The sequence below is a fragment of the Yoonia sp. D2-7 genome (assembly GCF_055809435.1).
In genome coordinates, this window is the sequence record NZ_CM147912.1 from 2881794 (window position 1) to 2893729 (window position 11936).

11 protein-coding genes are annotated in these 11936 nt (G+C 54.8%); 7 read left to right on the top strand and 4 right to left on the bottom strand.

Features of this window, described 5'->3' with window-relative positions:
• Positions 1-41: 41 nt before the first annotated feature.
• From AC0L7R_RS14195 to AC0L7R_RS14220, 6 genes are read left to right on the top strand one after another with little or no spacing between them, the layout of a single operon-like run.
• Positions 42-581, top strand: coding sequence for a TRAP transporter small permease subunit (locus tag AC0L7R_RS14195; protein ID WP_473657525.1), 540 nt, complete (start codon positions 42-44; stop codon positions 579-581).
• Entirely contained in the window at positions 578-1939 is a 1362-nt protein-coding gene (locus tag AC0L7R_RS14200) for a TRAP transporter large permease subunit (RefSeq protein WP_473657527.1), read from the top strand. The genes AC0L7R_RS14195 and AC0L7R_RS14200 overlap by 4 nt, the downstream gene beginning before the upstream one ends.
• A 15-nt stretch (positions 1940-1954) precedes the next feature.
• Entirely contained in the window at positions 1955-3394 is a 1440-nt protein-coding gene (locus AC0L7R_RS14205) for an aldehyde dehydrogenase family protein (protein ID WP_473657528.1), read from the top strand.
• Entirely contained in the window at positions 3373-4209 is an 837-nt protein-coding gene (locus AC0L7R_RS14210; protein WP_473657530.1) for a glutathione S-transferase N-terminal domain-containing protein, read from the top strand. The genes AC0L7R_RS14205 and AC0L7R_RS14210 overlap by 22 nt, the downstream gene beginning before the upstream one ends.
• A 15-nt stretch (positions 4210-4224) precedes the next feature.
• Positions 4225-4977 carry an SDR family oxidoreductase gene (locus tag AC0L7R_RS14215; RefSeq protein ID WP_473657531.1) on the top strand — a complete coding sequence of 251 codons (753 nt, stop codon included), beginning with the start codon at positions 4225-4227 and terminating at the stop codon, positions 4975-4977.
• Between the two features lie 26 nt (positions 4978-5003).
• A complete protein-coding gene (locus tag AC0L7R_RS14220) occupies positions 5004-6185 on the top strand; it encodes an OsmC family protein (RefSeq protein WP_473657532.1) in 1182 nt (393 codons plus the stop codon).
• 307 nt (positions 6186-6492) lie between these two features.
• Here AC0L7R_RS14220 and AC0L7R_RS14225 read toward each other — a convergent pair whose 3' ends face one another.
• From AC0L7R_RS14225 to AC0L7R_RS14235, 3 genes are all read right to left on the bottom strand, one after another.
• Positions 6493-7305 (bottom strand): SIP domain-containing protein, encoded by an 813-nt coding sequence (locus AC0L7R_RS14225; protein WP_473657533.1) that lies wholly within the window; start codon positions 7303-7305, stop codon positions 6493-6495.
• An 81-nt stretch (positions 7306-7386) separates the two neighbouring features.
• A complete protein-coding gene (locus AC0L7R_RS14230; RefSeq protein WP_473657534.1) occupies positions 7387-8925 on the bottom strand; it encodes a glutamate synthase-related protein in 1539 nt (512 codons plus the stop codon).
• Positions 8926-9011: 86 nt separating this feature from the next.
• Positions 9012-9779 (bottom strand): nuclear transport factor 2 family protein, encoded by a 768-nt coding sequence (locus tag AC0L7R_RS14235; RefSeq protein ID WP_473657535.1) that lies wholly within the window; start codon positions 9777-9779, stop codon positions 9012-9014.
• A gap of 260 nt (positions 9780-10039) precedes the next feature.
• Here AC0L7R_RS14235 and AC0L7R_RS14240 point away from each other — a divergent pair, with 260 nt between their 5' ends.
• Entirely contained in the window at positions 10040-10927 is an 888-nt protein-coding gene (locus AC0L7R_RS14240; protein ID WP_348106695.1) for a LysR family transcriptional regulator, read from the top strand.
• Here AC0L7R_RS14240 and AC0L7R_RS14245 read toward each other — a convergent pair.
• Positions 10921-11847: a LysR substrate-binding domain-containing protein gene (locus AC0L7R_RS14245; protein WP_473657537.1), complete on the bottom strand. Its 927-nt coding sequence runs from the start codon at positions 11845-11847 to the stop codon at positions 10921-10923. The genes AC0L7R_RS14240 and AC0L7R_RS14245 overlap by 7 nt on opposite strands.
• Positions 11848-11936 lie beyond the last annotated feature (89 nt).

Consider the following 11936-nt stretch of genomic DNA (forward strand, 5'->3'; position numbering starts at 1 on the left):
GGCGGTTTCCGCCCCACCATCAACAATGGGGGGATTTCGAAATGTCTGAGGACACTCAACTACCAGGCATTATCCGGCTTTTAGACAAGACGCTGACATGGCTCGCACTCGTTTTGGGCGGGACCACGCTGATTTTCATGACGGTCTTTTCGGTCTGGAACGTGTTGATCATGCGCAAAGCGCTAAACTCGCCGATCATCGGCGCAGAGGATCTGCTGATCCTGTCTTTGGTCGTCATTGTCGCCCTCTCTATTCCTGTCGGAGCACGGACAGGCGCGCATATCGAAATCGAGGTTTTGGAAAGCAGCATGTCGGCCCGCTTCGCCAAATGGTCTTTGCTTGTAATGAAGGTTCTGGCCTTCTTTCTGTTGGCGATCATGGGATGGCGTCTTTGGCATGCCAGCGGCACAGCCGCGAAGTTCGGTGAAACCACCCAACAGCTCCTTATCCCCTACGGACCCTTCTATTATTTGTTGGCCATCTCTGCGCTGATCTATGCTGTCGTGATTGTCCTCGACATCTGGCAGATCCTGCGCGGCGGCAAGGTCATCACACTGAAAGTCGATGGTGAAGACCTATGATTAGCATGACACTTCTAGGCATTCTTGGCCTTCTAAATCTTTTCATCTTGCTCGCCCTGCGCATGCCTGTGGCACTGTCCATGCTGGGCGTTGGCCTTGTGGGCACGGTGGTCGCCAATGCGAACCAGTTCATCGCTGTGGGCATGGCGTCGGATCAAGCATGGGCGCGTGGTGTGCGCATCGCCTATTCCAACCTTGCCGGCGAAACCTTTGAAGCGGCCTCTAACTTCAACTTGCTGGTGATCCCGATGTTCGTGCTCATGGGCACGCTTGCCGGTGTGTCAGGCATGTCCAACGATCTTTATGCAGCAGCCTATCGCTGGATGGGTCACATGAAGGGCGGTCTTGCATCAGCTACGATTGCGGCCTGTGCAGGATTTGCGGCCTTGTCAGGGTCGTCGCTTGCGTCTGCGGTCACAATGGGCCGCGTCGCCCTGCCGGAAATGAAGAAGTATAAATACCACGACGGTCTTGCCACCGGTTCGGTCGCGGCAGGGGGCACGCTTGGCTTTTTGATCCCTCCATCAGGCGGAATGATCATCTATGCGGTGCTGACGGAACAATCCATTGGTCGCTTGTTCATGGCCGGTGTCTTCCCCGGTATCATCCTGACAATGCTGTTCATTGGCGCCATCTATCTGGTGGTGATGCGCAATCCGACTGCGGGTCCTCCCGGTCCGCGCTCTGCTTGGCCTGAACGCAAGGAAGCGCTGATCAACGCGTCCCCGATCCTTGCAGTCGTGTTCTTGACCATTGGCGGGATGTACACGGGGTTCTTCACACCGGTTGAAGCGTCCAGCGTAGGAGCCTTTTTTACCTTCATCGTTGCAGCCGCACGGCGATCCCTGACGTTTCCCGCAATCAAGGCCGTTATCCTGCAAACCATGAACGCCACTGCGACGGTGTTCCTGATCATTATCGGTGCGTTCGTCTTTATCCCATTTATTTCACTGACAGAAGTGCCCGCCAACCTTGTAACGTTGCTTACGTCCTTACCAATCGGCGAATTGGGCGTCCTGATGATCATTATCTTGGTCTACATCTTCCTTGGCATGTTCCTGGAATCTATCGCCATGCTGGTGCTCACAATCCCTGTCGTAATCCCGATTGCAATTGGACTGGATTGGGATCTGATTTGGTTCGGTATCATCGTCGTCATCGTGCTTGAAATGGGGATGATATCGCCCCCTGTCGGGATCAACGTCTTCATCGTGAAATCAATCGCGCCCGATGTGCCCATGGCCACAATTTTCCGCGGCATCTGGCCGTTCTGGTTCGCCATGGCCTTCATGATCGTACTGCTGATCATATTCCCATCTATCGCATTATTTCTCCCCGAAACCTTAGTCGGCGGATAGCCTAGGAGACCCACAATGGACGCTAAAACAGATATCAAAACCCTACAGCACTTTATCGGTGGGAACTGGGTGAACGCAGACGACGGAGGCACCTTTGAGGTTCTGAACCCGCTTGACGACAGCCTGTATTGCTACGCGGCCAAGGGCACCGGAAATGACATGCGCAAGGCTGTAAGTGCTGCGAAGTCCACGTGCGCCACGTTCCGCGACACCACGCCAACACAGCGCGAACGTTGGCTGCTGCGGGTCGCCGAACTGATGGAAGACCGCCAAAAAGAGCTGGTGGACTGCCTGATTGATGAAATCGGATCGCCCGTCCAAAAGGCGATGTTTGAATTCAACAAGGGCCTGACGATGATCCGCGCGGCGGCCGGGCTATGCCGTCAGGTACGCGGTGAAACCATTCCGTCAGATCGTCCCGGCACAATGTCAATGTCGATCCGCGAACCTCTTGGGGTCGTTGCTGTGATCACGCCGTTCAACGTGCCCCTGATCAAGACCACACGACTGGTCGCCAATGCCTTGGCCCTTGGAAACACGGTTGTGCATTTGCCATCTGAAATGGCACCACACCTTACGGTTATCTTTGCTGAAATCATTGCTGAAGCTGGCATTCCCGCAGGTGCTTACAACGTAGTCACAGGCCTTGGTGTTGAGATCGGGGATGATTTGACAGGGCACACAGACGTCGATTTTGTGACCTTTACGGGCTCCACAGTTGTGGGTCAGCACATCAACGAAATCTGCGCCAAAAACAAAACGCCCAGTACACTGGAACTGGGCGGCAAAAGCCCGACGGTTGTTCTGGCGGATGCGGATCTGGACAAAGCCATGCCGCTGGTTGCGCGATCCATTTTCATGTTCGGCGGGCAGGCCTGTATCGGGTCCAGCCGCTTTTATGTGGAACACCCGATTTTTGATGAATTCGTCAAACGGTTCTCGGCAATTGCTGGCAAAGTAGGCATGGGCGATCTGCGTGATCCAGACACTGTCATCGCGCCCATCATTTCAGACCGCCAGCGTCAGCGTGTCAAAGATCACATCGCAGATGCCATCGCCAACGGCGCAACTGTCGCAGCAGGCGGCGAATTCGAAGGCAACCGCTGCCAGCCCACCCTGCTGACTGGGGTGACCGAAAAGATGACCGTTTGCAAAACCGAAACCTTTGGACCTGTCACCGCGATCTACCCCGTCGACAGCTACGAAGAAGCTTTGGAAAAAGCCAACGATACAGCGTACGGACTGTCTTCTGCTATCTTCACCAAAAACATCGATCGCGCATTCCATTTTGCCCGCAACATCGACGCCGGCATGTGCCACATCAATGGCCCGACCATCCATGACGAAGCGCACGTGCCCTTTGGCGGCAACGGCGAAAGCGGCGTTGGGCGTGAAGGTACGGATGCGGACATGGAAGCGATGACGGAACTGAAATGGGTTACCGTGCAACTATGACTTTCACGCTTTATCACCACGGATCATCAGTTTGTGCCGCCAAAGTACGCTTTGCGATGGATGAAAAAGGGCTGCCTTGGGACGGCGTCTATATCGATATCCTCAAGGGCGAGCAGTTCGATCCTGACTATCTCAAGCTGAACCCCAAGGGCGTTGTCCCGACATTGGTACATGACGACACGGTTGTTCCCGACAGCACCGTCATCATCGAATACCTGGACCAGATTTCACCTGAAAACAGCGTGCACCCGACTGACCCTTGGGAACGCGCGCAAGCTCGTTATTGGACCAAAGCGGTGGATGAAGACCTGCATCCGGCATGTGGGGCCGTCACCTTTGTTTGCTCACATCGCCACACGGTGTTGAAAAACTTTGGGGAAGACGGCGTAAAGAAATTCCTCGCGTCCACACCGACCATGTCGGTCACGTCTAACTGGAAAGACCTCAAGGACAGCTACACGCGTTTCGGATTTGATGCGCCGGGGGCTGCAGATAAGGTCAAATTGTACGACAGCTACCTGCAAAAAATGGAGACAGCCCTGAACGGGCAGGATTGGCTGGTCGGCAACAAGTTCTCTATCGCCGACATCGTCATGACGCCTTACGTCAACCGGCTTGCAATGATGTCGATGCGCGGCATGTGGGAAAACGGACGTTTGCCAAACGTCGAAAAGTGGTTCGCAAGGATCGGGGCGCGACCGAATTTCAGAAAGTGTTTGATCGACTGGGTTCCCGAGGATCTGACCAATGATCTGCGCGAGAACGGGGCCATGAGCTGGCCCGAAGTCGCGAAAATTCTTGAAATAGAAATCTAACAGCGGGAGGACACAATGGATCGTCTTAAAGGAAAGGTCGCGGTAATCACGGGCGCCGCACAGGGCATTGGCGCGCTTATGGCGAAAGCGATGGCCAACGAGGGCGCAAAGGTTCTTGTAACGGATGTTCAGGATACGAACAAAGCCGTCAAAGCAATTACCGATGCGGGTGACTCTGCGCAGGGCATGAAGGTCGATGTGACAAATAACGACGACCTCAAAGCGATGGTCGAAGCGGCCACAAGCATGGGCGGCCTTGATATCATGGTTAACAACGCCTCGATTTTCGCGACGCTGACACCAAAGCCATTCTTTGAAATTTCGGACGAAGAGTTTGATTTGATCATGAGGGTCAACGCCCGCGGCGTTCACCAAGTGATGCGCGCAATCGCACCGACAATGATCAAGGCGGGTGGTGGCAAAGTCATCAACATCGCATCCGGCACGTTCTATTACGGCCCTCCCGGCCTATCGCACTACACCGCGTCCAAAGGGGCGATCATCGCGCTGACACGCTGCCACGGTCGCGAACTTGGCGACAAGAACATTCAGGTGAACGCTATCGCCCCCGGCCTGACGGAAAGCGAAGGCATCGCAGCTAATTCCGGATTTGATATGGCGCGCGGCCCCACAGTGGCGTCGCGTTCGATCAAGCGAGAAATGCTGCCCGAGGATCTGTTGGGCACGCTGCTTTATCTTGCGTCACCCGATAGCAACTTTGTCACCGGGCAAACGCTCAACGTCGATGGCGGCAAGGTTAACCTCTAGCGACATTTCAACTTAGGAAAAATACCATGGCAGCACTTGGTGATGACATCATCGGTAGCAGCGGCGTTGCGCCGTTCTACAAGGTTACGAATGCAGACGCGGTTTCGATTGACGCGCCGGAAAACCGCAAGGGCGATGCGCTGCGCACATGGGTGCGCTCACTGTCCGGTTTCCAAAAAGAGGCGTTAGTCCGGTCCGCCAAAACGGGTGAAACTTGGCGTCTCGTTTCTGACGAAGGCCCCTACCTGAACGGCCATGACGCGGCCCCCTGCCCGCTGGCATTTTTATCCTGCGGTATGGCGGCGAGTTTCATGAATGAAATTCTTGCGCTGGCCAAAATCAAGGGCATCGAAATCCGCAAGTTGAAGCTTATTCAGGACAATTACTACACGATGAAAGGCTCTATGCCGAAGCGCACGATGGTAGGCGGGGCCGAAAACATTGACCTTCAGGTTGAAATAGATTGCAATCTGAACGACGCGGCCCTGAATGAATTCCTGATCAATGCGACCTACGCGTCCCCCCTCAACGGGTTGATGCGAGGGCAGTTGGAAAGCTTGTTCAAATTAGGCAAGAACGGGACAGAGTTGCCAACTGCAAAAGTCGCAGAGCTTGACGGCGCATTGTTCCCAGATCCGGGCAACCATTTCGCCAAATCCGAAGCCGAAGCAAGTGACTTGGACCTAATGGAACCAGTCGGTCCGACACCAAAGAAGGATGTCGTTCTTGGGACATCGGCGGCGGGCGGCAGCATGGCCTCGGAACAAGATCGTCGGTTGAACATCGGTGCAGTCGCTGTGATGCGCGAAGACGGCATCAAAGAAATTCAACAAATGCAGTATTCGCCCTACGGCACGTCGTTCCGGTTCCTCAGTTCAGAAGATGGGCGGGCGCCGGACGCCAATTCGTTGATTTCGGCGGGCATCGGGTTTTGCTTCATGACGCAGTTCGGGCGCTTTGTGTCGATGCTGAAACTGGACCTTCCAGACTACCGGATCGTGCAAGACACGCATTTCAGTCTGGGTGGCGCATCGGGCGGCACTGGCAAAGCAGGCGAGGCGGATTCCATCGAAACGCACGTCTATCTCGAAACAACCGAAGCCGACGAGACGGCGCAAGAGATGCTCGACATTTCTGAACAAACCTGCTTCTTGCATGCCTTCTGCCGCACCGACCTTAAGACAAAGCTAAAGGTCGTGCGGGTCTAGGGTTTATGTCTTGAGCGATGAAAAATAGGCGTCCCAACCCACGTGGGGGCGCCCTGCGGCCGCTTCGAAATCACCCGGTTTGGCGAACGCACCGCCGCGGATGCATTCACAGATGCCCGCCATGATGGGGCCCAGAACTTCATCTAGTTCCCCGACACGATCAGCATTTCAGCATAGGGGGCAGCCAATTCATCGCGGACCGTGTAGCCGCAATACCCGCGCCTCGGCACCTTCAATCGCCACGACGGCCGGTTGCGACGGAAACTGCGGTAGTCATGGTGATCGTCCTCTTGCCTTGGCTTGCGATTTAACCTTCGGCGCGTTTCATCTGCTGATGTTCGTCTTCAACAAGGCCAATCTTCCAATAACCGGAAATATAGGTGTCCGCGCGCGGCACTTCTTTTTCCTGTGCAAGAAACGCCCTCAGGCTTTTGATCACGCCAGATTCTCCCGCGATGCAGGTCTGCACGCGACCTTGGTTCCAATCCAGTCCCCGGATCAATTTCTCTTGCGCTGACGATGCGATGCTTGGATCGGGGTGGATCAACCAATGCGCTTCTATGCCACTTGGCATGTCGATGTCTTGCTTGTCTTCAATTGACGGGACCTCAAAGATCGCGACACCCTTGGCATCACGCGGCATTGCCTCCAACGCAGCGGCGGCCACGGGAATGGCGGATGGGTCCGCTGCTACAAGGTACCAGTCGGCATCAAAATTGGTCACCTTCGACGTGCTTGGACCTGCGAACCCCAGAAACGATCCCGGCTTGGCCGCCCGCGCCCATCTTGATGCAGGGCCTGTGTCACCATGATCGACAAAATCAATGGCCAGTTCACCCTTTTCCGCATCATAGCTGCGCACTGTATAGGTCCGTTTAACCGGAGCTGGCCCGCCAGAAAGGCGCAACTTGAACGCCGATAGGGTTTCGTTCGCGTCAGGCAGCAACAGCTTGCAATTACCCCCGTCACGACCTTCGGGGAAGCCTTCCAATTCGGGACCAGCAAAGATCACGCGGATCATATGCGGCGTCAGATGAAACGCCTCTTTGACGCGCAAAACGCGAGGTCCAGAACGCCCGACAGCCTGACGTACTGCGTCTTTGATTTTTGTAAGAGCCATTTCAGATGCCTTTTCTAAATACCCGACTTATTTTGTCAGACTTAACGTTTGGACAGCAATTTACAAGAACCAAGAGCAATATTAACGAACACCAAGGCCCGCGTATGAAATCCCGCTCAGCTCGGACATTTCTTTCTTCCACGTTGCGATGTCCCGTGGCGAAAAATCAGAAAGAGATGCATGGCCACAGGCCCGCGCGAGCACGCTCATCAATTCGACTGAGGCACTGAAATACCGTTCCAACCTTTCTGCGCCGACCTGCACATCAAGCCGTTTGCGCAGTTCAGGTTTCTGCGTGGCAACACCGACAGGGCAGTTGTTGGAATTGCACATACGCGCCGCGATACAGCCGACCGCTTGCATGGCTGAATTGGATAGGGCAATCGCGTCCGCCCCCATCGCCATTGCCTTAATGAAGTCCTCGGGCATACGTAGACCTCCGGTAATCACCAAGGTGACCTCGCGGTCCGTTTTTTTGTCCAAATGCGCACGCGCACGCGCAAGCGCGGGGATCGTTGGTACCGAAATGTTGTTGCGGAAGATTAACGGCGCAGCACCTGTGCCACCACCGCGACCATCCAGAATGATATAATCGGCGCTTGCTTCCAGTGCAAAATCGATATCGTCTTCGATATGGTTGGCCGACAATTTAAACCCGATCGGGATACCGCCAGATTCTTCTCGCACCTGATCAGCCAGCTTTTTGAAATCGGCTGGCGTGTGTAGATCGATGAAGGTTGAGGGCGAAATTGCCGCCTCGCCTACGTTCAATCCGCGCACTTCCGCGATCTTGGCGTCTACCTTGTCACCGGGTAGATGTCCGCCCGTACCCGTCTTGGCCCCCTGACCGCCTTTGAAATGAAACGCCTGAACACCTTTGACCTTGGCGATGTCCCACCCGAACTTGGCCGATGCTAATTCATAGAAATAGCGCGTGTTTTCGGCATGTTCTTCGGACAGCATACCGCCTTCACCGGAACAAATGCCTGTGCCTGCCATTTCTGCGCCCCGCGCAAGCGCGGTCTTCGCTTCAAGCGATAAGGCCCCAAAACTCATGTCAGAGACGAACAGCGGGATATTAAGATGCAGCGGCTTCGCCGCACGTGGCCCGATCGTCACGCCTGTCGCCACTTCAACATCATCCAGCAATGGTTTTCGCGCCATTTGGGCTGCCAGAATCTGAATGTCGTCCCAATGAGGCAGGTCTTTGCGCGGAACACCCATCGCGCCCATTTCGCCGTGATGACCCAACTTGCTTAACCCGTCACGCGCCAGTTCGTGGATGCGCGCAACCGTCGGCTCTTCGGGGGTCGCCGTTGCGGTGGGAACATCAGATTTCGGTTCAGGCGAAGGATCACCGACCGCGAGGTCTTTAAGCTGCGCATGAGTGCCATCGCAAAACGGCTGGTTCGCCGTTGCTTTACACTGGCACAGCGCAGCCTTGCCCGTTTTCTCTGCGGTGAATTTCACAGGGGTCACATCGGTCCCCGCATGCGATCCATCACAGAATGGTTGGTTCTTGGACATACCGCACGCGCACCAGAAATAGTCTTTGCCCCCTTCCAGATCGGCCATTGCGGGGGCCTTAGCGGCGATGATTGGTACAGTTTTCGTGACCATCTGACATGTCCTTTTTTGTATGTGAATTTAGGCGACCGCCGGCCTTCCCAGTGGTACGGGTCGCCAGAGACGCGCCATCGCTCAGCTTAATACTTTCCAGAATTGCCCCATGCATCGCGCGGGCTAATCTCTTCTTCGTTCATCCACATTTCGACGATCTTGCCGCCTGCAATACGATAAAGGTCAAACACGGCGACTTCTTTACTCGCAGCGAACCGTTTGCCGTAAGTGACAACGAAATCGCCCTGACCAACCAGTTGGAACAACATTTCGTACTGACCTGCGTCGTCTGATTCCAACCACGTCGCCAAACCATCTAGGCCCGCACCGATAGGGGCAGCATGTTGGACCACGCCAGCGGAAACAAAGTTGCTTAGCTTTGACACATCTCCCTCTTGGCGGACCTGTTTGGTATATTCCAGCACGAGCGCTTTGTTCTCTTCAATGTCCCCATTGATATCAACATCGGTGACGCCGCCGACCATGTCTTCGCCGGATTCCGTCTTGGCAACGTAGGGTGCAATTGTGTCCCAGTGTTCGAGGATCAGACCGTCTTTGTCGGTGTAGAACAAATCCATTGTGACCCACTGCGCGGCCCCATCGTTGAGCGACTGATAGGCGCTGCACCAAACCCAACGACCGTCTTCCAAGATGCGTCTAATCTCGATCTCGCGCTTTGGATTACGAGCAACGAAAGGTTCAAAAAATTCAAGGAAGCCTTCAGCACCATCGCCCACGCCGGTGGAATGTTGTGTGTAACGATGCCCAGTGTTGCGCAGAACCGCCTCGCGTGCGTTGCCGCCTGCGATGCCATCCAGATAGATGTCACGTACGTTGTCCAGTCCTTTGCCCATGATGATCCGTTCCTTGTTATGGTTTCATTCGTCTGTGTGAAGTTCGCCCAAAGGCGCCCGCTTTCGGCCATCAGGCTGCGTGGTTTTGTTGAGCAGTGCCATGACCGTGTCGAATGAAGCTTGCGAAGTTTCGGCCATGTCTTGTGACCCCGCTTTCTGCGATGACGTTGCGCGCGAACGCCCACGCCTCAACGGTATTGACGCAGGGGCAAGGTTATAAGTATGTCAATTTGGATCACACCATTCGGCTGAGGCGAACAATGATTGATAAGCTGCGCAGCATCGCGATCTTCGCCACAGTCATTGAGCAAGGCACGTTTAGGGCAGCGGCGCTCCACCTTGGTTTGGCGCCGTCGCGCATAAGTGAGACAGTTTCCGAACTGGAAAAAAGCCTCGGCGTGACGTTGCTTTACCGTTCGACGCGGTCTTTGTCCCTGACGCAAGAAGGCAGGCTGCTTTACGAGAAAGCACAAGAAATGCTGGTCGCGGCTGAACTTGGGCTAGACGCGATCAACCCCCAATCATCTGATCCACAAGGGGAACTACGGGTAACAGCACCCGCATTTATCACACAAACCGAAATGATGGATCGTTTCGCGGACTTTTGTGCGGCTTATCCCCGGATATTTCTATCGCTGGATTTTTCGGATCGCCAACGCGATGTCATCAAGGATAACTATGATATCGCGATCAGGGCGGGCTGGTTGGAAGACAGTCAATTGATGAACCGCAAAGTCGGTATTGCCGACCGTCTCCTTGTGGCCAGCCCCGCCTATGTTGAACGGATGGGCTTGCCAGAACACCCTAAGGATTTGGAAGATTGGGAATGGATTCGTTTTTCCATGCGTCCCAACCAGACTGATCTAACGGACAAGGATGGCGAAACGGTCACGGTTTTAGGGCGCTCCAAGATACTCGTGAACACGGCCGACGCGCTATTCGAATTCGCAACGCGCGGTCTTGGTGTTACGGCTATACCGGAAAACCTTGCATGCCGTGGTCTTGGGCGCGGCGAACTTTTTCACGTCCTTCCTGAATGGACTCTAAAGCCTTTGGGCCTACATGCTGTTTGGCCAGATCAATCGCGGCGCAACAATCTGACGATGACATTTGTACGGTTTCTGGCGCATCACTCTCCCGATCAATAGTGTTTCTCGCGCATCGCGCGGGCGGTATCCTGCAGAACAGATTCAAGGCTGCTTCGTTCAACGCTGACAGGTGCGGATCGCGACACGCTGACCCCAACGGGTCCGGACAACAACGGCGACGCAAGGGCCACAGCAACAAGACTGCCTGCCGCTAATTCATCCGCGACAACCCCGCGAGAGATAAACCAAATCGCATCCGACATTGCCACGATCTTGCGGCCTACCGGCAAAGCGACCGTTTCAATGTCGCCTCGCATTTCTGGCAACCCAATGCTCGCGAGATACCGTTCAACGGTCTGGGAAATCACGGCACCCGACGGGGGCAGGACCAATGGATACGCGGATACCGCACTTTCTGGGTTTTCTATGCCAAGAATAGGGTGACCCGGACGGCAAACCAGCACGACGTCTTCGATATAAAGCTGTTGAAAATTCACCCCTGCTCCAGCAGAACTTTCGGGCATGCGTCCCACCACAATGTCCAATTGGCCGTCGCGTAGCTGGTTAAACAACAGCCAGTTAGGTCCTGTCAGAATATGCAACCGCACCTGAGGCATCTCTGCCCGAAACGTCAAAGCGGCACGTGGCACAAGTTCAGTCGCAGCCGTAGGCAAAACACCAACCTTGAGCTGCGACATCACATCGCCAGTCTTTGTCAGCCGATCGCGCCCCCGCATCAATTCCAGCATCGACGCGCTTGCGTGACTTTGAAAAACGCGGCCCGCCTCATTCAAGCGCAACCCGCGACCAACGCGATCAAACAACCGCGTATCCAGCATGTCTTCCAGTTCCTTAAGGCTACGCGACACGGCAGGCTGGGTTACATTCAAGCGCGTAGATGCCACCGAAACACTTTCCGCGCGCGCGACTTCAAGGAACACGCGGACATGACGCAGGCGAAGATGAAGATCCCAATACATACCAGAAATATTATGAATTAAGGCGCATTAATCAATATAAATCGCAAAGAAGTAATGCAAACTACAGGCATTGATCAAAATGGGGGCAA

Coding starts and splice junctions, on each gene's coding strand:
- AC0L7R_RS14195 (WP_473657525.1), top strand. CDS start 42: ATGTCTGAGGACACTCAACTACCAGGCATTATCCGGCTTTTAGACAAG.
- AC0L7R_RS14200 (WP_473657527.1), top strand. CDS start 578: ATGATTAGCATGACACTTCTAGGCATTCTTGGCCTTCTAAATCTTTTC.
- AC0L7R_RS14205 (WP_473657528.1), top strand. CDS start 1,955: ATGGACGCTAAAACAGATATCAAAACCCTACAGCACTTTATCGGTGGG.
- AC0L7R_RS14210 (WP_473657530.1), top strand. CDS start 3,373: ATGGGTTACCGTGCAACTATGACTTTCACGCTTTATCACCACGGATCA.
- AC0L7R_RS14215 (WP_473657531.1), top strand. CDS start 4,225: ATGGATCGTCTTAAAGGAAAGGTCGCGGTAATCACGGGCGCCGCACAG.
- AC0L7R_RS14220 (WP_473657532.1), top strand. CDS start 5,004: ATGGCAGCACTTGGTGATGACATCATCGGTAGCAGCGGCGTTGCGCCG.
- AC0L7R_RS14225 (WP_473657533.1), bottom strand. CDS start 7,305: ATGGCTCTTACAAAAATCAAAGACGCAGTACGTCAGGCTGTCGGGCGT.
- AC0L7R_RS14230 (WP_473657534.1), bottom strand. CDS start 8,925: ATGGTCACGAAAACTGTACCAATCATCGCCGCTAAGGCCCCCGCAATG.
- AC0L7R_RS14235 (WP_473657535.1), bottom strand. CDS start 9,779: ATGGGCAAAGGACTGGACAACGTACGTGACATCTATCTGGATGGCATC.
- AC0L7R_RS14240 (WP_348106695.1), top strand. CDS start 10,040: ATGATTGATAAGCTGCGCAGCATCGCGATCTTCGCCACAGTCATTGAG.
- AC0L7R_RS14245 (WP_473657537.1), bottom strand. CDS start 11,847: ATGTATTGGGATCTTCATCTTCGCCTGCGTCATGTCCGCGTGTTCCTT.